The sequence below is a fragment of the Ruegeria sp. BF6 genome (assembly GCF_056538665.1).
The window spans coordinates 1-22,676 of the sequence record NZ_JBQFTN010000024.1; the positions used below are offsets into that span (position 1 = coordinate 1).

General features: G+C 56.0%; 18 protein-coding genes. 6 read left to right on the forward strand and 12 right to left on the reverse strand.

Annotation, left to right across the window (positions count from 1 at the left end; all coding sequences use genetic code 11):
- Window positions 1-173: 173 nt before the first annotated feature.
- Window positions 174-1,175, reverse strand: coding sequence for a TMAO reductase system periplasmic protein TorT (gene torT, locus ACR0IM_RS23235; RefSeq protein ID WP_480642309.1), 1,002 nt, complete (start codon window positions 1,173-1,175; stop codon window positions 174-176).
- Between torT and ACR0IM_RS23240 the strand changes: the two genes are divergently transcribed.
- On the forward strand, window positions 1,153-3,933 hold the full coding sequence (locus ACR0IM_RS23240) for an ATP-binding protein (protein ID WP_480683348.1): 2,781 nt from the start codon (window positions 1,153-1,155) through the stop codon (window positions 3,931-3,933). The genes torT and ACR0IM_RS23240 overlap by 23 nt on opposite strands.
- On the opposite strand, the gene ACR0IM_RS23245 is transcribed toward ACR0IM_RS23240, so the two are convergent.
- Window positions 3,906-4,610, reverse strand: a complete 705-nt coding sequence (locus tag ACR0IM_RS23245) for a response regulator (protein ID WP_480683349.1) — start codon at window positions 4,608-4,610, stop codon at window positions 3,906-3,908. The two genes, ACR0IM_RS23240 and ACR0IM_RS23245, sit on opposite strands and share 28 nt — an antisense overlap.
- A gap of 114 nt (window positions 4,611-4,724) precedes the next feature.
- Between ACR0IM_RS23245 and ACR0IM_RS23250 the strand changes: the two genes are divergently transcribed.
- The 4 genes from ACR0IM_RS23250 (at window position 4,725) to ACR0IM_RS23265 (ending at window position 9,383) form a co-directional block, all read left to right on the forward strand.
- A complete protein-coding gene (locus ACR0IM_RS23250; RefSeq protein ID WP_480683350.1) occupies window positions 4,725-7,394 on the forward strand; it encodes a molybdopterin-dependent oxidoreductase in 2,670 nt (889 codons plus the stop codon).
- Between the two features lie 81 nt (window positions 7,395-7,475).
- Window positions 7,476-8,585, forward strand: a complete 1,110-nt coding sequence (gene moaA, locus ACR0IM_RS23255; RefSeq protein WP_480683351.1) for a GTP 3',8-cyclase MoaA — start codon at window positions 7,476-7,478, stop codon at window positions 8,583-8,585.
- Window positions 8,586-8,615: 30 nt separating this feature from the next.
- Window positions 8,616-9,050, forward strand: coding sequence for a pseudoazurin (locus ACR0IM_RS23260; protein ID WP_480683352.1), 435 nt, complete (start codon window positions 8,616-8,618; stop codon window positions 9,048-9,050).
- An 18-nt stretch (window positions 9,051-9,068) separates the two neighbouring features.
- Complete coding sequence (locus tag ACR0IM_RS23265; protein ID WP_480596135.1) at window positions 9,069-9,383, forward strand: carboxymuconolactone decarboxylase family protein; 315 nt, start codon at window positions 9,069-9,071, stop codon at window positions 9,381-9,383.
- Between the two features lie 203 nt (window positions 9,384-9,586).
- Here ACR0IM_RS23265 and ACR0IM_RS23270 read toward each other — a convergent pair whose 3' ends face one another.
- The 9 genes from ACR0IM_RS23270 to ACR0IM_RS23310 all read right to left on the reverse strand — a co-directional run bounded on the left by ACR0IM_RS23270 (window position 9,587) and on the right by ACR0IM_RS23310 (window position 19,653).
- Window positions 9,587-10,087: a TetR family transcriptional regulator C-terminal domain-containing protein gene (locus ACR0IM_RS23270; protein ID WP_480683353.1), complete on the reverse strand. Its 501-nt coding sequence runs from the start codon at window positions 10,085-10,087 to the stop codon at window positions 9,587-9,589.
- Window positions 10,088-10,593: 506 nt separating this feature from the next.
- Window positions 10,594-10,851: a hypothetical protein gene (locus tag ACR0IM_RS23275; RefSeq protein WP_480683354.1), complete on the reverse strand. Its 258-nt coding sequence runs from the start codon at window positions 10,849-10,851 to the stop codon at window positions 10,594-10,596.
- Window positions 10,848-12,416, reverse strand: a complete 1,569-nt coding sequence (locus tag ACR0IM_RS23280; RefSeq protein ID WP_480683355.1) for a trimethylamine methyltransferase family protein — start codon at window positions 12,414-12,416, stop codon at window positions 10,848-10,850. The genes ACR0IM_RS23275 and ACR0IM_RS23280 overlap by 4 nt, the downstream gene beginning before the upstream one ends.
- Window positions 12,417-12,442: 26 nt before the next feature.
- A complete protein-coding gene (locus ACR0IM_RS23285) occupies window positions 12,443-13,642 on the reverse strand; it encodes an aromatic ring-hydroxylating oxygenase subunit alpha (protein WP_480683356.1) in 1,200 nt (399 codons plus the stop codon).
- Between the two features lie 8 nt (window positions 13,643-13,650).
- Window positions 13,651-15,717, reverse strand: coding sequence for an oxidoreductase (locus ACR0IM_RS23290; protein WP_480683357.1), 2,067 nt, complete (start codon window positions 15,715-15,717; stop codon window positions 13,651-13,653).
- Between the two features lie 93 nt (window positions 15,718-15,810).
- Window positions 15,811-16,866 (reverse strand): extracellular solute-binding protein, encoded by a 1,056-nt coding sequence (locus ACR0IM_RS23295; protein WP_480642297.1) that lies wholly within the window; start codon window positions 16,864-16,866, stop codon window positions 15,811-15,813.
- Window positions 16,863-17,978 (reverse strand): ABC transporter ATP-binding protein, encoded by a 1,116-nt coding sequence (locus tag ACR0IM_RS23300; protein ID WP_480642295.1) that lies wholly within the window; start codon window positions 17,976-17,978, stop codon window positions 16,863-16,865. The genes ACR0IM_RS23295 and ACR0IM_RS23300 overlap by 4 nt, the downstream gene beginning before the upstream one ends.
- Before the next feature lie 20 nt (window positions 17,979-17,998).
- Complete coding sequence (locus tag ACR0IM_RS23305; protein ID WP_480596117.1) at window positions 17,999-18,793, reverse strand: ABC transporter permease; 795 nt, start codon at window positions 18,791-18,793, stop codon at window positions 17,999-18,001.
- Window positions 18,790-19,653, reverse strand: a complete 864-nt coding sequence (locus ACR0IM_RS23310; RefSeq protein ID WP_480683358.1) for an ABC transporter permease — start codon at window positions 19,651-19,653, stop codon at window positions 18,790-18,792. Before ACR0IM_RS23310 ends, ACR0IM_RS23305 begins: the two co-directional genes overlap by 4 nt.
- 189 nt (window positions 19,654-19,842) lie before the next feature.
- Between ACR0IM_RS23310 and ACR0IM_RS23315 the strand changes: the two genes are divergently transcribed.
- A complete protein-coding gene (locus ACR0IM_RS23315; protein WP_480596112.1) occupies window positions 19,843-20,481 on the forward strand; it encodes a TetR family transcriptional regulator C-terminal domain-containing protein in 639 nt (212 codons plus the stop codon).
- A gap of 585 nt (window positions 20,482-21,066) precedes the next feature.
- Here ACR0IM_RS23315 and ACR0IM_RS23320 read toward each other — a convergent pair.
- On the reverse strand, window positions 21,067-22,644 hold the full coding sequence (locus ACR0IM_RS23320; RefSeq protein WP_480683359.1) for a GMC oxidoreductase: 1,578 nt from the start codon (window positions 22,642-22,644) through the stop codon (window positions 21,067-21,069).
- Between the last annotated feature and the right edge of the window lie 32 nt (window positions 22,645-22,676).

A 22,676-nucleotide genomic window follows, 5' to 3' on the forward strand; every position in this document is an offset into this window, starting at 1 on the left:
ATACCGTGTCGCGCTGAAAGACAAAGGCCAGCAGAACCGAACTTTGGTAGTAATGGTTTTTGAGAACCACAAGTGAAAAGCCTTGTTGTAAGAAACGTGGATTCGATGCCCAAAAGAACCACTAGTATCGTCGGTCCTGCTCACTGACATATGACGGTCTGCTTTCCGCTGACTTACTGAATGCTTGGAAAGTACTCTGCCGGAGATATCTGGATATCGACCAACGTCGGATCTGACCGGGTCAACAGGATTATGTCAGGCCCAGTCAGCCCGACCGGTTTTTCAGATGCCAGAACGGACACAACCTGATTGAGTGCCATGTCACCCTGCATGGCCGGATCGTCAAATGGAGCTGCTATGACCCTTCCATTCATCAAGCCACGCATGACCGTATGGCTGATATAGGTAGAGATCAGCTGCGGCGGATCAGGATCATCTGAGTTCACAAGTACACCAATTGCCGCCTCAATTGCTGGTGCACTACCAATCAGGTAATCCGCATCGGGATAGCGTTCCAAGGCCGTTTCGACCTGAGCCAGTTGCTGACTAAGGCCCGTGTCGGCACCAAAGACCTCGAGGATGGTCACCTCGCTGCCGCTCAGGCCATTGCGCAGCCCCGCCTCCAGTGGGCCCGTCCAACCGGCTTCTGCCGGACCTGAAATAAAGATTGCGGTTTTGGGCGGCGATCCGTCGGGATGCAGCTTGGTCAAGTGATGCCCTACGGCTTGTCCCATATCTTGCCAGTCGACTCCGATGCGCCCACTCAGGGTATCTGCATGAAGCTCGTTGACCAGGCCAAAAACAGGGGTCCTCAGCGCTGCCTGTTCTATCGATGCGATCAGATCCGCATGATCAGATGTTACTGCGCCGATGAGTATTGCATCGACGCCCTGGTCAATGCAGGTTTCAATCTGCTCGATCTGCCGAGAACGGGCGCGGTAGCCGCCCGCCTCATAGAATCGAAGGTCCAACCCCAACCGCTCTGCTTGCTGTTCCAGCCCATAGCCGACGCTTAGCCAGTATTCATCCTTGAAATGGGGAACAAGCACGCACACCAGCGTACGCGGACCCGCCGCGGCAGCAGACCAGAACGCGACACAAAGTCCGGCCGCCAAGATTGAACCAACCCAGATGGCCCCGTAGTGTCTGACAATGCGACGGACGAGATTTGACACGCGGCTGATCCAGATCCTTTCAGCAATGGGGGCGCTTTCCATTATGGTGGGTATCGTCGCGATTGCCGTCAACCGATATCTGATTCGCACGCAGAACGATCTAATCGAAACCAACCTGCCCGCAATAGAGCTGGCCAGCCGGATCGGCGCCTCTGCCGAAGTTGTTGGCACGCTTGCAACCGCATTCACGCAAGCGGATACCAGCGATGATCTTGATCGAATTTCAGTTGCGCTTGGCCAGACCGTCGAAAGCATCGAACGTGGGGTTCAGGTCTTGCTGGGCATGAGCCCGACCACGACCCAAACAGGGCCGGAATCTCGCGCCAGCGAGATTGTCGCGCAAATGGCCAAAAACGGACAAGAGGAGTTGCAGCTTGCCATCCACATCGCGGAACAAACAAACGAGATCATCCAGCTGGCGGGCCAATTGGAATCAATCATCAGCGACGAGACCGATCTGGCGCGACTAAGGATAACAGCTGGCATCGTAGGGATTTATACCGAGTCTGACGGCGATCCGCGCCCGGCGCTGGACGAACTTGCGGATCGCCATTTCTTTGCCTTCGAACGGTTGACAGAGCTCGCAAATGTGGTTGATACGATCCGGCTGAAGCTGCAGCAGGTGCAGGTGATTGCCACGCCAGATGCGCTGGCCGATCTTCGCACCGAGCTATCGGATCGTCTGACGCTGGCCGATCGTCGCATCCGCTACCTGCCGACACCTACGGCAAGGGACGTGGCACAGGCTGCGCTGCAACAGCTGCAGGATACCATCGCGCAAGGTGGGTTGGTTGACCGGCAGCAGGACAGGATCGCCTTGCAGATGGCGATTGCTGACGACAGTCAACGCCTGCAATCCCTGATCGCGAGCCTGTCGTCGCAAGCCCGACAGGCTCGCGATGCCGTGCAGGCCCAGGGGGTCGCCCAGATCGCGGCAGCAGAACGGCAGTCGTCGGTAATGAACATCGCGTTGCTTGTGGTGGTCGCTGCAGCGGTGATCACCGGTTCGGTCCTGTGGCTTTACGCCCGACAGCACCTGGTCGCGCGTCTGGGAGAGCTGGCCCGACGCATTGTGGCCGTGGCGGAAGGTGAATATGGCGCGCCGATGCAGATCAGCGGCCATGATGAGATCGGGCGTATGGAAAAAGCGCTCAACATCCTGCGTCGCCGCGCAAGCGAAGCAGCCGAGCTGCGCGAACATCTGGAAGAGACGGTGATCGCGCGTACCGGCGATGTCGTTGCCGAGATGCAGGCCTCGGACGCGGCGCGCACCGAGGCCGAGGCCGCAAACCGAAGCAAAACCGAGTTTCTGGCCCGGATGAGTCATGAAATCCGCACCCCGCTGAACGGGATTATCGGGATGTTGGGGCTGCTGGAGGCCGAAGTGACAGACAAGGACCGGCAAGATCGGGTGCGAACGGCGCACCGCTCGGCCCGCGAATTGCTGGAGATCACAAATGACATTCTGGACTATGCGAGCAGCGAAGACAGCGGTAATCGCACGAACCCCGTGCATTTTCACCTGCGCGATCTTGTTGGCCAGCTTGGTCACCAGCTGCAGTCGCTGGCCGCAAAGACGGGGCTGCAGACCGTTGTCGAACTCACAGAACCCGCGCCCCCGGTGCTGTTCGGCGACGTTGTGAAAATCCGACAGATACTGGGAAACCTGATCTCGAACGCGGTCAAATACACCAAGCGCGGGACTGTCACGCTTACCGTGGACCACGCGGTGGCGGAGGACACAGGACAGCCCGTTGTCAGTTTCACGGTGACCGACACCGGAATAGGCATGACGCGCGAGGCTATCGCTCAGGCCTTTGATGCCTATACGCGGACAGCAACCGTAAAACGCGCAGGAATAGAGGGGCTTGGTCTCGGTCTTGCCATCTCGCGCAATCTGACCGAAGCGCTCGGCGGGGTGCTGAGCGTCGAAAGTGAACCTGGCGTCGGCACCCGGTTTACCCTGACCGTTCCGTTGATGCCCGGCGATGCCGACTGTGTGGCCGAAGACGAAACCCAACTGTCCGAGGCCGATCTCAACCGCAATGTCCTGGTGATCGACGATCATGCCGTGAACCGCATGGTGGCACGGGGCTATCTGGAGCGGCTGGGATGTCGGGTGCAAGAGGCTGAAACCGGAATGGCCGGATTGAAGTGCTGCCGCGACAATCGCTTCGATCTCGTCCTGATCGATCTTGATTTGCCGGACATGCGAGGCGAGGAGGTAGCCGCAGGGATTGGCGCCGGGGAACACGCGCCGAAGCTGGTCGCGCTGACGGCGCATTTGATTGATGACACGGAACAGAACCGCGCCCGGCTGGGCGTTGCGCGCATTCTGGCCAAGCCGATCTCGCCCAGGGCTTTGACAGAAGTTCTTTCGCCTGTCAGCGCGACCGAAACGCCCCGGCAGGAAACGGCGGTTTTGTACAGTCTTCGCAGCGATATTTCAGATCTGGGCCCGGAAACAACCGGGCTGATCGTATCCGAGTTTCTGCGCGCATTGCCCGAGGCTTTAGAAACGATCAAATCCACACGGGCTGATCAGCAACGCAAAGCCGCCCACCGGTTGAAAGGAGCCGCTGCGAATTTCCGGCTTGAGACCCTGTGTACGCTGCTTGCCGAGTTGGAGGCACAAGACAGTGATGCCAGCGAGGCCCTGTTGGACCGGGTCTGCGCCAGTGCCAAGACCGCGGCATCAACCCTTGAAGTGGCGGCTAAAGAGGCGGGGCTTCAGGTCGGAGTCGGATCAACGAAGTGATAACCCTTACCATGTTGGGTCAAAATCCATTCGGGGTTGGCCGGGTCTTTTTCCAACTTCTTGCGCAGCCGTCCAACCACCACGTCGATCATCCTGTCATTGGCGCGGTTGGAGCTGCGGCCGATCAGTTCTGAAAGCCGCGCGCGGCTGAGCGTTTGCCCAGGGTGATCTGCCAGTGCCTTCATAATCGCGAATTCCTGAGGTGTAAGTGTTTCTGTTCTTGCGACCGAGACCAACCGGTGCCGAATCCGATCAAAACACCAAACGCCAAACAATTCGACCGGCGGTGGGCCCTCGGGTGCCTGCCCGATATCCGCAATCCGAGCCAGCAGATTCTTCACGCGCGCCGCCAATTCACGTTTGTCGAATGGTTTGGTTACATAGTCGTCGGCACCCATTTCCAATCCGACGATCTTGTCGACCTGATCATCGCGGGCTGTCAGCAGGATGATACCGACCCGTGATTTTGCCCGCTGTTCACGGGTGATCGTCAGGCCATCCTTTCCGTCCATGTTGATATCGACCAGCAACAGATCCGGCGGATCGTATTCGATGATGCTTTCCATCTCGTCCGCATCCTCGGCCATGCTGACGCGATGCCCCTGCTCTTGCAGATAAGCGGCAAGCCGCAACCGGGTTGTGCGGTCGTCTTCGACGATGAGGATATGCTGCGCCATAGGCTGCTTTTACATTTCTTTACATATTCGGACAACCGCAGTTGTGCGCAGTCAAAGTGACAGCTTCGCCCAAAGAATAATGTGCGCCCAGAAGCCAGTCACAGGAGGCCCGATATGTCTTTCTCAACGCCAAACCGCCGCGCCTTTTTGCAAGGGGGTATCGCCACATTCGGCGCAACCGCCCTGATGAATTCGACAGCACTTGCAGCGCTGGACCCCAACTCCTTCGGGGGGCGCACGTTCCACGCGACCCATTTCGGCCCATTTGAGGCCGTGGTCCGCGATGGCAAGCTTATCGGCATCAACAAAATCATGGAGCTTGATGCCCGTCCCACCGAGATGCTGGCCTACGGCGTCATGGACCGGACCTATGACAAGAGCCGGATCAACTACCCGATGGTGCGTAAATCCTATCTGGAAGGATGGGAAAGTGGCGACATCAAGCCCGAATTGCGCGGCAAGGAAGAATATGTCCGCGTCGATTGGGACACCGCCTGGAGCCTGACCGCCAAGGCGCTGCTGGATACTGCCACCAACCACGGAAACGAAGCGATCTTCAGCTCATCCTATGGCGGCTGGTCGAATGCCGGCGTGTTCCGCCCGAATGTTTTGCAGGGACGTCTGATCAACCTGATGGGCGGCTGCACGAACACGGCAGGCGACTGGTCGGCTGGTGCCGGTCAGGTATGTCTGCCGCATATCATCGGCGACATGGAAGTCTATTCCGCGCAATCCGCCTGGGAAACCATCCGCGACAATACCGAACTGTTCGTGCTTGTCGGCTGTGACCCGATCAAGAACAACCGGATCGAGTACCGCGTGGCCGACCACGGCATGTATGCCCATTGGGAAGAAATCCGCGATGCGGGCGTCAAGTTCATCTCGATCAACCCGCAGCGCACCGCCAGCGACGACTATCTGAACGCAGAGTGGAAACGGATCATACCGAACACCGATACCGCCCTGTTCCTGTCGATGGCCTATCACGCGCTGGAAAACGGTTTGGAAGACCAGGCCTATTTGGACAAATACACAGTCGGCAGCGACAAGTGGATTGCCTATGTGAAAGGTGAAACCGACGGCACACCAAAAACGCCCGCCTGGGCCTCGGCTATCACCGGCATTGACGAGCAGGAGATCAAGGATCTCGCTGAACTCATCGCATCGTCGAAAACCAGCATCGCCGGTTCCTGGGCCATCCAGCGCGCCCAACATGGCGAGATGGCCTATTGGTCGCTGATCAACTTTGCGGCCTTGCTTGGAAAGATTGGTAAACCGGGCGAGGGCGTTGGGTTCTCGTGGCACTATGGTAACGGCGGTATGCCTCAGGGTGGCAACGCCACACCGGTCGGCATGAGCCAGGGCAGAAACTTCGTCAAGAAGATCGTCCCGGCCTCGCGCATTACCGAGGCGTTGGAAAGCCCGGGCGTGGATTTCTTCTATAACGGGCAGACCAACACCTATCCCGACATCAAGATGATCTTCAATGCCGGCAACAACTTCATGTCGCACCAGCAGGATACCAACCGGCTGATCCGCGCGCTTGAGAAGGTCGAGACCATCGTCTCTGTCGATGTGTGGTGGACAGCTGCGACCCGCTGGGCTGATATCGTCCTGCCTGCAGCCTCGACACTGGAACAGGATGACATCACCTCGGGCGGCACCTATTCGAACGACCGCGTCTACGCGATGAAGAAGGTGATCGAACCGGTTGGCGAAAGCCTGCCCGACTATGAAATCTTCGAAGGTCTGGCCGACAAACTGGGTCTGTGGGCGCAGTTCACAGACAGCGAAGACAAGATGTATCACATCAAACTGGCCTATGAGGCTTCGGGCGCGGCCAAGGAAACCCCGTTCGAAGAGTTCTGGGAAAAGGGTTATGCCCGGATGCCGGTACCTACCGAGGCCCGGAAGTGGGTGCGCCACGGAGAATTCTACACGGACCCGGAAGCAAACCCGTTGCACACAGCATCGGGCAAGATCGAAATGTTTTGCGAAAACATCGCGAATATGGAGATCGAGGACTGCCCCGGTATGCCGATGTGGATGGAGAAACACGAATATCTCGGCAATGCCAAGGAAGGCCAGTTGCACGTCGTATCGCCCCACCCGTGGTACCGCCTGCACAGCCAGATGGATCAGTCGGAAACCCTGCGTGGTATTTATAAAGTTCAGGGTCGCGAGCCGGTGCGGATCAATGCCGAAGACGCTGCAGCACGCGGCATCGAAGACGGTGATCTGGTAGAATTGTACAACAACCGAGGCACCGTTATCGCCGGGGCCGTCGTCAGCGACGAGATCATGCCGGGCGTCGTTTCGATCTACGAAGGGTGCTGGCCGTCACTTGACAGCAAGGGGCGCTGTAACTCCGGTCTGGTGAACTTCCTGACTTCGACGCAGCGCGCCTCAGGTCTTAGCGAAGCAACCACGGCCAACACCGTCCTCATCGAAATGCGCAAATGCGAAGACCCCGAAGGTCCGAACATGGCCTACGACAAACCTGCGATCATCGAAGACATGGAGCTTGCCGCGATTGACGATGATAAGCTTGGCCTGGAGCGGCTCGAAGCTTTGACGGCATCCCTCTACGCCGACATGACTCCGGGCGAGAAGATGTTCTTCCAGCGGTGTACTGTCTGTCACGCCCCACGGGAAGTGACCCACTACACGCAACAACAGTGGAAAGGCATCGTGCCGTCCATGTTCGAACGGGCCGGCCTTGATGACAGCGAACGTGAACTCGTCATGGAATACCTGATGATGAACGCGGCCGACGCCAACTAAGGTACCGAAGACCAGCGTGGCCGGGGCAACGCCCGGCCACGCAAAACTTTAAAAAATCCCCATCACATGCAGGAGGGTCCGATGCTGGACAACACAAACAGCAATGGTTGCGGTGAGAATGCCGACACTTCTGACCTGAGCCCCCTTAAAACTGCGCGCATTGGCGCATCTTCGACATCCAAAAGAAAAGCGCGAGAAACGCTAACTCCGCTGGTCGATGGTTTTGGCCGAACCGTCACCTATCTGCGCCTGTCGGTCACCGACCGCTGCGACCTGCGCTGCACCTATTGCATGGCCGAGAAGATGTCATTTCTTCCCAAGCGCGAACTTTTGAGCCTCGAAGAACTGGCCCGCCTCATTGACATTTTCATTCGGTGTGGTGTGCGCAAGCTGCGCATTACCGGTGGCGAACCTCTGGTGCGCCGCGATGTGATGGACTTGTTTCAGGATGTGTCGCGGCATCTGCGGTCCGGCGCGCTGGATGAACTGACACTCACCACCAACGGCACATTGCTGGCGCGCCATGCAGATGGTTTGGCGGCTTGCGGGGTAAAGCGAGTCAACGTCTCGCTCGACACGCTGAGCCCGGATCGATACCGCGGCCTGACCCGACTTGGTGATATTCGCATGGTTCTGGCCGGGCTGGATGCCGCGCAGGACGCGGGCCTACGGGTCAAGTTGAACACGGTTGCCAGCCGTGGCGCGTTCGAAGACGAAGTCGACGATTTGATCCGCTTTGCCCATGGGCGCGGCATGGGCTTGACGCTGATCGAGGAAATGCCGCTGGGCGATACTGGTCTGGACCGAAATGACAGCGTGCTCTCCCTACGTGATCTGCAATCGGACCTGGCGCGCCGATGGACGCTGACCCCAATAAACCGCAACTCTGGCGGTCCGGCGCGCTATGTGCAGGTCGCAGAGACAAGTGGCCAGCTTGGGTTGATTTCCCCGATGTCCTGCAACTTCTGTGCGCTCTGCAATCGGGTGCGGGTCAGTTGCACCGGACGCCTTTATACCTGCATGGGTGACGAGGGTTCGGTTGACCTGCGCGCGCTCCTGCGCCGATCCGAGGACGAGGCATCGTACGCCATTCGAAGCGCGTTGCTGATGAAGCCCGAGCGCCACCGCTTCGACCTTTCCCAAATGTCACAGCCCGCCGTGGCGCGCCATATGTCCGCACTTGGCGGATGAACCTCTTGAAACCTCATAAGGAAACGTAAGATGAAACTCAAATCTCTAACCACAGCCGCCCTGCTGGCTCTTGCCCCGGTTTCGGTCCTTGCCGAAACCATAGAGGTCCAGATGCTGAACCGAGGCGAAGCTGGAACAATGGTGTTTGAACCGAGATTTGTCTCTGCTCAGGTCGGTGATATCGTGGCTTTCCGCGCAGCGGACAAAGGTCACAATGCCGAAACCGTCGAAGGTATGGTTCCCGAAGGGCAAGAGCCTTTCGTGGGCAAGATCAATGAAGAAGTTGAGGTTGAACTGACTGCCGATGGCATGATCGGGGTTAAATGCAAACCGCATCTCGGGATGGGTATGGTAATGGTCATTCAGGTCGGCGCTTCTGATATGCAGGACGGGTTCCTCGATGCCAAAATGCCAAAGAAAGCCAAGAACGCATTTGAAGAAATCATTTCCGAAGGCATGAGCTAACGAAAAGGAGAGATTGAAATGACCAAAGATCTGCCCGGCGCCGCAGGGGCGCTTGCTGCAAAACACCCCAACATCTGGGATGCATATGCCGCACTTGGATCAGCGACCGCACAGGCCGGGAACCTCACGGAACGCGAACGCCGGCTTGTCAAACTGGCACTCGCGATTGGCGCCGCGTCAGAAGGTGCCGTACATTCACATAGCCGCCGAGGGCTAGCCGAAGGAATTCCTGCTGAAGACTTGCGGCAGGTCGCGCTTTTGGCGATTGGCCCGCTTGGGCTTCCACGAGCTGTTGCAGCGGGAACGTGGATTTCGGACGTGACCGATAATTAAACTATCACATGCGGCGCCTGACCAGAGAGGCGTCGCACGTATCCTTGAGAAACCGATCTCGTCGTTAGGCAGCATACACATCATTTATTGAAGCAGACGATTGAGCCGACAGCGTTGAAGATGCTCTGGCTCATTTGTTGAGACCTCACGCGGCGCGCCCGTTGGTCGGAGAGGCGCAATGTACCCGCTTCGAGCCGAACCTTTTAGTCACATTCACGCATGGACTGCTGAGTGTTGAAGTGCTTTGGAAACACTGACTGCAGTACAAACAGACAGATCTTCAAAGCCTCCTCGGGTTTGAAAATCTCTGAGTGCAAGTGGTAATCGGTCCAGAGCCTTTCCAACAGTGCAATCAATGCGTCTGCGGCAAGTTTGCCTTCGACGTCTTTGTACTCACCTTCGCTATTTACTTCCTCAAATAGTTCCAGGATCACGGCTCGAAAACCTTTGTCTCGCGAGTCGATCAAAGGAAAGATGTGTGGATTCGAGAGCGCTTCAGCCCGAAACGAAAACCAGATCGAAACATCCCGTGGATTAAGAACGAAGGGATCGAAGTCCGCCTTTATGATAGAAATCAGCTTTTGGGCCGCGTCCAACTTTGGATCGTCTGCTATTGCCCTCCACTGCCCCGCGTAGCGCTCTGACAATTCTTCTGCCACAGCGAGCAGCAGCTTCTCCTTAGAACCAAAATGAAGGTTTACCATTCCCCGAGACAATCCGGATAATTCCTGGATCCTAGCCGAGGTCGATCCGCGAATTCCTTATTCGTGAATAGCGTCTGCAGCTGCCTGGATCAGCTGCTCTCGGTTCTGCAACTTGCTCAGATCTCGGGCATTGGTTGGGCTATCTGGCTCGAGAGTAATCTCACTTGTCCTTCGCTGGGGTGCCGCTTTTGGTCTTGTCGCATCTAGCGGATCAAAAGATCAAGGATTGGCATTGAATGAATGTTTGTTCATTTTGTGAAGGATGTTACAATAAGGTGGCGCATGACCCTTTTCAATTCCAACTTTCAATCCGTACGCGACTGGGACAACAAGCACTTCCTGCACCCGTGGGAGGGAATGTCGCATCTCGGTCTGAATGAATGAACTTTTACCGAAAGAGGTCTTGGTGTTCACGTCATGACAGAGGACGGCATGGTATGGGGTCGGTGGGCTGCGTTGAATGTGTTGCTGACGCAAAAGCAGAAAACCTGTTGGACTTTGATAAATCAGTAGGTGCATTGATTGACCGACATTGCCAAGAGAACGGCCTGATCCTGCGCCCTATCATCAATATGTCCGTGTTTTCCCCACCACTGATCATCACAGAAGACGAGTTGAACCAGATGTTCGACATCCTTGAAAAAGGCATACAGCTGGCGACCGAAGATCTGACGCGACAGGGTGCTTTGAGGATTTAGGTTTTGCAGCGGAAAGGCATCACACTCTTGTAAATGCGATGCCTTCTTGGCAGTCGCAGCGCTCAACCCGCTCGCATCGCCTCAGGCGGCAGTTTAATCGGGAACTTGGACCGCACCTCTTTATCGGCTTTGCTACCAAAGTAGTTTGGGTAGTGATTGGACAGGATATCGTCCACAACCGACCGGCTCCGCTCAAACATATCCTGACGACCTGCTTTCTCCCAGGTATCGGTCAGTTCCCGGTCTAGCAGCGTCGGATAGACATATTCGGTCTCCATATATTGCAAGGTCTGCGGGTTGCCGAGAAAATGACCGGGATCAATTGCGCATTCATGGATGACGTCGACTGAGAGCGTGTCGTCGCTCACCTCGATCCCACGCAGTGTTCGCGAGATCATTCCCGCGGCCTCATTGTCGATGACCATGGATTCAAAACTGCACCCCATCAGACTGCCAAGCATACCGCCAAATTCACACAGCCTGTTGGCACCGGCATGGGCCGCCAAAGCGAAGGTCAGCGCCTTTTCCAGACCGTATTGCGCATCAGGTATCTTGGAATCCGTCATACCACATCCGACGCTGGTCGGCAGGTTATAGAAATTGCCCATCTGAATGGCTGCGGCCGAGATCAACGCCTGTTCACCGCTGCCGCCTGTAAACGAACCGGTGCGCAGGTCAGTGATGAAGGGCCAAGCCGCAAAGACTACCGGAGTGCCAGGGTTGATCAAGTTGGCAATTGCCACACATGACAGGGTCTCGGCGACGGCTTGTGCCAAGGTCCCGGCAAGCGGCGCAGGCGACGTCGCCCCGGCTTGCGGCGGAACAGCCAGGTCGCATACCAGCCCCATTTTCGCTGTATCAATCAGGATTTCCAGATTCTCGCGCCCGAATCTGAGCGGTGAAACGATTGGGCACCCACCAAAAATGACCGAGGGTTTTTCAAGGAACTTGCCTTCCCCTCCCGATGCCAGGTCGAACAAATGGATTGCGTCCTGAATATGCTCGCGTGTACGGAATGTCAGGCAAGAAGGCTTCTCGCTACCCGCCAGAATGGCATAGAGCATGCTCATGTCATGCTCGTAGTCCTGTGGCACATCCGTCGCCAAAACCGTGTCACCGGTCATGTGAATGTTGTCTAGCCGGTCTACCAAGCGGGTGAAGTCGTAAATGTCCTTGAGTGTTGATGGCCGGTAACTGCGCGTTTCCGCGTCAAACGTGGTCACAGCGGTACCGGAGTTTGCGTAGTACACCTTATCCTTGGTGCAGTGCATATCATCCTTCCCAGCCCGCGATCCGCGCGCATGGACATAAAACTCACTAGCGGCCTTGGCCAAAAGGTCTTCCATCAAGGCCCGAGGAAAGCACAGCCTGCCATGCTCGTTCAAAGTCGCCCCCTTGGGTAATACGAGATCAAGAACTTCCTGCGTGGGATCCCCTACCCCTGTTCTTTCCAGAATAGCAAGCGCGGCCTCGTGAATACGCGCCATGTCCGCGTCTGACAGGGGCTTGTATCGCCCACCGGGAATACCCGGCCAAATCGCCTGCGAAGGGGCGTTACTGGATCGTACTGCTGCGCGCGCCTCACGCCCGCCCCCACGCCGTCTTGATCTGCGCTGCGTTAGTTCTGTCATGTTTTTTTCTCCGAATTATGCGCGTCTCAGATCATGCTGAAGTAGTTGCGATAGAAACCGGGAATGCTCCATTCCATCTCGGATAGCGGCCCCGGGACGAAATGGTGTGAATTCACGCCTTCCTGATTGTGACGGATGATCCGTTCGTCATCGAGCGACGTGACATGCCAGAGCCATGTCAGGGCCTCCTTGTCATAGTCGCGACCCACTTCCGCGTCTCCGCGAACATACCAGACGATCTGAATATCCGTTTCTTGCAAGGAACGCGGTACAAACCGATACCCGACCACGTGATCAGCATAGACCAGGAAGTAGTTCAGTGTTCCGACACCCAAATCGGTGGCACCGCCGTCATGGGTTCTCAGTTCACCCAGAGGCGGCGCCAAAGGCGCGCCATCCTTACTGCCTGTCAAATAGCCAGGGAACAGCGGGTAGCGCCGCCAATAGACATCTGCGCCCGGCGCGTCCGCATTCTCTCCGGTCAGGTCGAGTTCCTCCGTTGGAATTCCGGCTTCCTCCATTCGTTCATGCAGAGCCCCGCTGAACTCCAGAACTTGAGCCGGGTCTTTCAGGGAATGGCTACGAGAGTAGTCCTTATGGGACGGCGCACAGTGATAGCATTCCAGGTAATTCTCCAGCGCCAGTTTCCAGTTCGCCGGAACCGGATATGAGGCCTCATGGGCGACCTTCAGGTTTTCAAAATCAAACGGCTTTGAAAGTGGGGCCAGTCTTTCCAATGCAGCGTCCAGCGGTGGAGCATTTTCAGCCGCACAGACAAAGACCAGGCCTTGGAAAATCTTCACCTGAACCGGGAACAACCCATATTGGCCCGGGTCAAAATCTGTCCCCATTGCTCGTCCGTTTCTCAGCTTGCCGTTGAGGTCAAAAGTCCACGCGTGATACGGGCATATGAAGTTGCGCGCCTTGCCTTTCTTTTCAATGCAAACCCGCGATCCCCGGTGGCGGCAAACGTTCAGATGCGCACGCACCTCGCCTGCGCGATCCCGAACAATGATTATGGACTCAGGCCCGTAGTCGAAGAGGAAATAATCACCGGGTTCAGCGACTTGACTGACATGGCCGACCCAGATCCAGTTGCGGTTCCAGAACGTGCTGATATCGTTTTCGTAAACCGCCTGAGATGTATAGAAGTGACGCGGCAAAGCGAACCCTTCTCGCTGTGCTTCCATCAAATCGCGCATTACTTGCAAGTCATCTTTTGGCATAGCGCACCTCACATAGATTCAAGGGAGACGATTTCCCGACGAAAAAAATCGCGGTCGATATCGCCTGCGTCGCGTTCGAAATTCCGAGCGGCCATGTGACCCGAGTATACGGCGTCAGCTATTAAACCGGGGTTTGCGGCATCTCCGATCAATTCCAGTTTACTAAGAGGGCTGTCGGCCAAGCCCAGAAGCTCATCATACAGGGTGGTCTCTCTTGCGCGCTGCGTCACCAAAAGGACCGAGCCGCAATCAATGGATTGTTCTCGCCCCGTGTAAGCGCAAAGCAATTTCACCGTTCCGGGCGCGATGCTGGCCAAGGTCTGGGACAATGCAAGCTGCACACCTTTTTCCAGCAGACTGCGTTGCACTTTGGCCTGCTCCAACGTCAATTCGGTAAACGGTGAGACCATTGAGGCCGGCGTTACAAAGACGACCTCTCGTCCGGCCTGAGCCAAGTGATCCGCCAAAACTCCACCGAGATAGGCTTGATCATCATCGTAGACAATGATTGGGCCGTCCCCCGGCACTGCGTCGGACATGATGTCGTCGGGAGTGAAAACTTGAGAGCCTGGGTCTATTGAGACGCCGTGAAATGCAGATTTCCCGCGACCATCGCGTCGCCATAATGCACCGGTGGCCAAAAAGACGTTCGGAATACCCAGTTCGACGACATCGCTTGCCGACAAAAGGCTGTCGGTGAACAGCTGAACATTCCCGCGTTGCTGAAGGTCATAAATCCTGTGATCTGTCACACGTTTCCAGGCGGACAGCCCGGACAGGCTGGATTCCTGCAAGACGCGGCCGCCCAGTTCTTGCCTGGCTTCAGCCAGGGTGACTTCATAGCCCCGGCGCGCCAACTGCATGGCGCATTCAAGCCCGGCCGGACCGCTGCCGACAACAAGCGCAGCTTCCTCTTTCGCCCGGCGCTCAATGATCTCAGGGTGCCATTTCCTCCTCCACTCTTCGCCCATTGTAGGGTTTTGCGTGCACCGGATAGGGACGCCCAGAGAATCCGATGAAACACAGATATTGCAGCCGATACACTCACGGATTTCTTCGATGCGACCTTCCTTGATTTTGTTCGGAAGAAACGGATCAGCAATGGATGGTCGCGCCGCGCCGATAAAATCAAGGATGCCCTTCTTGACCAGAGACACCATCAAATCCGGAGACGTAAGGCGGCCGACACCGACCACTGGCTTGGAAGTAACCTGTTTGACGAACTCGATATATGAGGTTTGAAAACCGTCGCGGGGTTCAAAGCGGGTCGTCGCAGAGTCATTGCTCCAATCCGCAACGTTCACGTCCCAAAGGTCGGGAAGCTCTGCCAACAGTTCGACGACGGCTCGACCTTCCTCCTGCGCCTGCATCCCGTCAGACCCGAGCATTTCATCCACCGCGAACCGGAGAGCGATGGCGCAATCGTCCCCAACCTCTTCTCTGGTTTCTTCCAGAAGCTCTCGCGTAAGTCGCGCCCGGTTCTCCAGAGAACCGCCATATTCATCCGCCCGGTCATTGAACTGTGGCAACAGAAAATGGTGCGGCAACGTCATGTGATGCCCGGCATAAACATACACTATGTCAAAGCCCGCCTCGCGCGAACGTCGTGCCGCCGCGCGGTGCCACTTGCGAAACTCTCGGATGTCCGCCTTGTCCATTGCCCGAGCCTGTTTGGGATACGCGGTTTGCAGGGCAAGTTCTGACGGGCCCAGCAAGGGCGCACGGCTCAGGTGGTTCTGCGCATGGTGACCGTTATGCGCTAGTTCTATGGCCGCAAGCGAACCCTTGGCATGGACAGCTTCTGTCATCAAGCACAGCGCTGGAATATCCCGTTCGTCCCAAAGTCGGTTTTCCGCATATGGGGACAAATCTGAAGTGGGGTGAATTTCGGTCTCTTGGTTGGACACAACGGCCCAACCACCCTCGGCCTTCATCGCCCGCATGGCCGCCTCGGCCTGCGGTCGAAGATGCCCCATGCCGTTGCAATGGGGCACTTGATAGAACCGGTTGCGGGCCGTCACGGGCCCGATCTGAACCGGCTCAAAGAGAACAGAATATCCGTCAGCGCCTGACATTGCCGCGCTTCCTCCAGAAAAATTGGAATTGGTTCCGTAGGATTGGCAGGTTTGCTAAGGTCCCACCAATCCCGACTGTGTTGTTAGGTGGCTCTAGAAACCTGCCTTGATGCGCTCAAACTCTTTCAACATCTTTGCTTCCAGTTCCGGGTTGACCGCATCGAAGAACAAGCTGCCCTCAAAGAAGCTGTCCACGTCCGAGAACCCGTAGGTATCGATCAGAGCCGGGTCGGCCTGTGCGAAAGCGTCCTCGTTGGCATGGGCGTACCCCCAGCTTTCGATGATGTACTTACCGCTTGCGGCAGAGCTGAGCGCGTTGAGCATGTCATAGACCTGCTCATCCGATTGTTTGGCGGACTTCAGATGCACATAACCGCAGACCCAGGTGGCGATGCCCTTGTCCACATCCCGCATCATAACTGCCGGAGTTTCGTTCCAGATCAGGTTTAGCTCCGATTGGTTCCAGCCCCAGCCCAGCGTCACCTCACCGCTGGCAATCGCCTGATCGAGCTGACCTGCGTCAGACCAGTAAAAGCGAACATTCGGGTGAATTGCGCGCAGGTAATCCGCCGCTTTCTGGAATTCCTCGTCGCTCATATCAGTATAGCTTGAGGCACCGGTCGCCAGCGCGGCCATGGCAAAAGCACTGGATGCCGCATCCGGAACCGCAACTTTGCCCTGATACGCAGGATCTGCAAGCAATTGCAGCGAAACATCGTCCGCCGAAACCATATCGGTGCGATAGATCAGGCCGGTATTGCCCCATTCGAAAGGCACCATATAGGTCTGTCCATCGATCGTGATGCCATCAACCTCTTTGATCTTGGGCATCAGTTTGTCCCAGTTCTCCAGCTTGCTGGTATCAATGGGCTTAAGCATGTCCGCCGCAACCCATTTTCTCAGGGCGTCCGTACAGGGATGGGCCAGATCTGCCTCAAACCCGGATTGAAGCTTGGTGAACGCCTCCTCCACGCTGCCGAAATAAGTATAGCTCGGCGCGCCGCCGTACTTTTCGACGTAATCGCCGTAAAAGCCCTGATCTTCATATCCAGACCAGTCAAAAACGGTCAGATCTGCCGCGTTGGCTTGCGCTTGTCCGGCGGCAAAGGTGGCAACTACTGCTGCCGCAAGTGATGCTGCTTTTTTCATTTGTCTCCTCCCAAAGAGTCACGTTTGCCTAGATCAATTACCGAGGCGCTTTGAACACCAAGCCAAACAGTGTCGCCGCGGCTGTGATCGACCGTGTGAAAGTAGTTCGGCACTGCAACGGCGATGCTGTCCTTTAGACCATCGACACGCACATAATAGTGGACGCTCTCACCATAGAAGGCGACGTCCGACACTTCGCCCTGAACAAGAGCGTCGTATCCATCTGGCCTTTCTGCACTGATTTCCAATTGCTCGGGCCGAACGCCGACCAGCAGGTCTTTGTCATGCACCTGAACGTTTGGGTTCACCCCGATTGTCATCTGCCCAAATCCCTGAACGTTAACCTCCAGCGATTCAGAGCTTTCAGCCGTTACCTCGGCATCCAGGAAGTTCATTCCACCGATGAAAGAGGCCACTTCCCGGTTGCACGGCTGGGAATACAAAACCTCGGGCTTGTCGACCTGCTTGAGCTGCCCAGCGAACATGACTCCTATCCGGTCGGACATGGTCATCGCTTCGTACTGGTCATGCGTGACCATTACGAACGTAATTCCAAGCTTTTGTTGCAAGCGGCGCATTTCCAATTGCATCGCTTCGCGCAGGTTTTTGTCCAGCGCGGATAATGGTTCATCCAGCAGCAACACTTTGGGCCGCATGACCAGCGCACGGGCAAGCGCCACACGTTGCCGTTGTCCGCCCGACAACTCATTGGCCTTGCGATCCTGCAAGCCTCCGAGCTCAACCATCTCAAGCGCCTCGGCAACGCGTTCCTTGATTTCACTTCGCGTGAGCTTTGTCTTTCGCAAGCCGAACCCGACATTGTCACCCACATTCAGGTGCGGAAAGATTGCATAGCTTTGGAACACCATGTTCGTAGGCCGCTTGTTGGCAGGCACCTCACCCATCGTCCGACCATCTATCCGGATCTCGCCCTCTTCGTGATCCTGAAATCCCGCGATGATGCGCAAAGCGGTTGTCTTTCCGCAGCCCGAAGGTCCGAGCAGCGAAAAGAACTCACCCTCTTTCAAGGTGAGGTTCAGATCGGACACAGCGACAAAGGTTCCAAAACGTTTTTCCACGCCCTGAATCTCGATGATGTTCTGTTCGCTCATCTTGTTTGTTTCCTTTGGCTTCAATCAGAAGATTGGGTGGAACGGCGGCGGAAGTATTCGGCAATCAGCAGCAGCAGAACGGACGAAAGCAAGAGTAACGAGCCAAGTGCCAGTGTGTTGGGCAGTTTTGCCGGGAAGCGGATCTGACTCCAGATATAGACCGGCAGTGTCGGGCTGTTTCCGGACAGGAAGAAGGCTAGAACGAACTCGTCGAAGGACACGGTGAACGTGACCAAAAGGCTCGCGACAATGCCCGGTGCAACGATTGGCAGAGTGACACGCCTAAATGTTCCCACAACGCTTTCGCCGAGGTCAAAGGCGGCCTCCTCCAACGATTGGTCGAAATCGTCAAAGGCGGACTTCATGATCGATACCGCGAAGGGCAAGGCCACGAACACATGCCCAAGGATCACGGTTGTCAGCGAAGGTTTCAGCCCGACGCTAATAAACAGTACCAGCATCGAACTAGCGACAATGATGCCGGGTACCACCAGCGGGAGCATGACCAAGCCTTCGGAAAACTCCCGCCCCTTGAAACGGTACCGAACATAGGCGCGCGCGGCGAACAGACCCAGAGACGTCGCCATCAGGGCGGTCACACTGCCGACGATCAGCGAGTTCACCATCGCCTGAAGCAACGTATCCTGCTGACCCAATTGCGCGTACCATTTCAACGTAAAACCCTTAAGCGGGAAAGCCACGATGGTTCCGTCATTGAAGGAAAACAGCGGCAACAGCAGCACTGGCAGATAAAGAAACACAAGGTAGGCGACTGCATAGACAAGCAACCAGGGGATACGAATAGCTTTGGTCATCTGATCCTCCGCCCCAGTGCGGTGACAACCAGCACGAACAGGATTGCGACGCAACCGACCGAAAGCATAGCAAGCAGAGACAGGGTTGCACCCAATGGCCAATTATTGGCGGCGCCAAACTGCACCTGGATTAGATTGGCCACCATTTTGCCCTGTGACCCACCGACCAATGCCGGAGTGACGTAGTCGCCAACGGTTGGGATGAAAATGATCAGACAGGCGGCGATGATCCCCGGCACAGTCAGGGGCAAAGTCACGCGGACAAATCTCTCCAACTTGCTACATCCAAGGTCGGTTGCGGCCTCTAACAGGCTGCGGTCGATTTTCTGCAGCGACACATAAATCGGCAATATCGCAAATGGCGCCCAGGCATGCGCAAGCGTGAGAACAACGGCGAACTCGTTGTAGAGCAGGAAAGTCAGCGGCTCCTGTATCAGCCCCAATGAGATCAAAGCGGAGTTCATCACCCCATTGAACCCAAGGATCAGCTTCCAGCTGAACACACGCAGCAGGTAGCTGCTCCAAAAGGGAATAGTGATCAGCAATAGCCAGAGGGTCTTTTTTTGCGTCCGAAATGCGATGAAGTAGGCAATCGGATAGGCCAGACAGACCGTTACCAATGTCACCGCCCCGGCAATTGCAACTGAACGGATCATCAGGTGTCGGACCAAGGGATCGGTGAACGCCTCTTGGTAATTCGCCCATGTCAGCGTGCGGTCAATCTCGACATAGGTCTGAGTCCAAAAGCTGTAGGCGACAAGAATGCAAAGAGGCACGGCCACAAGCAGGCCAACATAGAGCGTCGCAGGGGCGCTCAATGCCAGGCCTTTGCCCGCTTCACTTCTAATGACTCCGGCCATGCTTCCCTGCTGAACATTGCTTTCAATGGCGAGACGTTTCCCATCACAAAATGGACAATCGTCCATTTAATTCTGGAATTTTCGGGCTAGCTGTGTCAACTGATAATTCCACAACGGGGCTGGCCAATTTCACAAACGCCGTTAGAAGGCACCGCAAGAGCTTGAAAACAAACTGAACCGCCTGATCAAATGACTGGAAGACGCCAACAGATACGAGAACGAAACCGCCTGTCTCTTATCGAGGCAGTCCTCGACTCGGTTGCAGAAAAGGGAATTTCTGAGACGTCAGTCAGCGAGATCATTCAACGTGCCGACTTGTCCCGCGGGATGATTCACCTTCATTTCGGCGGCAAGGACAATCTGGTGGACGAGGCGGCCCGCTACTCGTCCGAGCAATACTACGATGGCATCCATGCCATGTTGGAAACGACCGGGCAAACTGGTCAAGAACATATTGAGATGATTGTTCGGGGTGATTTGAGTGAAGCCATCCTCAATAAGAAGAATGTTTCAATCTGGTACGCATTTCGAGGTGAAGCCAGAAACAGAGCGGCGATTGCGGCCTTTTCAGATACACGCGATGCAAAACTTCGGAACCTGATCTTCAACGCATTCTTGCGAATTGCGAAAGAAGCCGGAAATGAACACCCCAATCAGGTTGCGCGGGACGCCACGCACGGCACACTAGCAATGCTAGAAGGTATGTGGACCGATTATCTACTCCACCCGGATTCCTTTGATCGCAACGAGGCAATGAGAATTGTTTTTCGGTTTTTACGTGCAATGTTTCCCAAACACTTCGACCTCAGCGGCGCACTGCTTTGTTGATGAAATTTGCGATAGTTCGCCAGTGAGGTTCTGAAGGTGTTGACGCCCTCGCTGTCCTCTCTATGAATTCGCGACGCAACATTTTCACAACCCCTAATTTTTTCGTATTGCAAAGCCCCTACCCGCGTTGCGCGAAAAAAACCGGATGTGTCGCAAACATTTGGCTTTGATTGACGAGAATGTGTGTTCGGTAGTTGCTACCTTCAAATCCATCGCGAACAGGTTTCCGAATGGCCTCATTGAAGGGCTGCCACTTCCTCAAGGAAGCGGTTTGGTACGCTGAATACTTCTTTTTGCGGTACACTGTGCCTTATCGTGACTTGGAAGAGATTAGTGCTGACCGAAGTCGCCAGAATGATCCGCAAGGGCCAACTCGATTTGCCGTAAACCTCTGGGTTTCGTCAATTCGCTGAAAACTTGGGATAAGTGTGTCCAGCATATCCCTGCCTCTGGCCGCTCCAATAGTTTGCGCGACAACCGTCAGCTCGACAGCGTTCTGGTCACCAGACAGTGTGCTAAACCGCTGGTTTCAATCACTGCCCGACACCTCCGAAGGCAGGGGCGGTCGCCCCCTCGCAGCTCCCTTTAGGGCAGCAGTTCTGATCGATGGGTGCGAATGTAATCTGCTGTGCGGAACACCAATGCGGCCAGAGTAGCGGTAGGGTTGACCGCGCCGGGTGTGGGAAACAGGCTTGCGCCAGCGACAAACAGATTATCGACTTCATGCGCCTGTCCGAAGGAGTTCGTTACCGACGCTGACGAGTCATCGCCCATGATTGTACCACCCATCATGTGCATTGGGTTTCGCGGCCCTGCCCAGGCGTCACGGGCCCCTGCGGCCTTGAAAATGCGCAGGCCCTCCTCTTTGGCTAGCTCTGATCTGGACGCATTCGCCCGCGGAAGCGAATTACTCACTTGCGCTTGCGGCAATCCATAACGATCATGTTTTGATGCGTCGAGTTTGATGCAGTTTTCCGGAATGCCATCCTCCTCGCAAAGCACGGCCATGTTTCCGTAGTGCAAACTGGCCTGACGCAAATATGCATCCAGAGCCGCGCCAAACAATTCCGGTTTTGCCAGAGCAGTCCCCAACAGATCGTTTGGTTTTGCCGCCTGTCCTACCAGCCAGGCGCGGCTACCGAAGGCATCTTGTGCTGGTTGTTTGTCGTCATAGCCTTCCAAGCAGAGTGAATTGGCGCCAGATACACCCAAATGCGGTTCTGTTTCCTGGTTAAACAGCCCGTGGATGGTCGTGAGGGCGTGGGACATGAAATATCGCCCCAGTGTCTTGCTTCCATTGCCAAGCCCATCGGGATGCTTGTCACTGGAAGACAACAGCAGCAGCCGTGCATTCCAGATTGTATGACAGGCCGAGATGACAATGTCGGCGGGTTGCAGATTTTCACGGCCCTGCTCATCAAGATATACAACACCGGTTGCCTTCGATCCTGAAGGGTCTGTTTCAACCCGTGCCACGTAGGCATTGTGGCGCAGTTTAACCCCAGCCTTTCGCGCCCGTGGCCATTGCAACACCAATGGGTTCGCCAATGCTCCAATCGGACACCCAGCATCGCACCAGCCGTCAAGCAGGCAACCCGCTCTCCCGGCATACGGGACGGAATTCACCGCCAAAGTGTTTGTCGTCAGCCTCAAACCTTCTGCATCAAAACCTGGTTTGATTGCCTGCGACTGTTTGGATAAGGAAATGGCCGGCATGGGAAAAGGCGCCGCTGATGGCGCATGCGGATCGTCGTCTCCTGATACCCCGAAATAGGACTGCGCATGGTCATACCATGGTTTCAGATCATCATATCCTATGGGCCAGTCCAGACTTCGTCCGTACATAGATTTGACGTGAAAGTCGTCCGGATGCAGCCGGTACCAGTTCGCGTACCAATGCAGGCCCGCGCCGCCGGTCCCCCAACCCATGGCAAAATTCGCCGCCCCCACAAGGTCACCTGTTTCCAGAACTTCCGGCCCGGCCCATCTGAGCCTCCGCGACCAGATTTGCGAGCTGACCATTTCAGACAGATAGCGCTCTGGTCCGGCCTCAAGCACCAGTACATCAAACCCCGCCTCACCCAATTCGGCTGCCATCGTGCTGCCAGCGATGCCAGAACCGACAATTACGACTTCAACTTTGTCATGTGCCGCTTTCGCCATTGGTTCCCCGCGTTTTGGTTTAGCACATATGC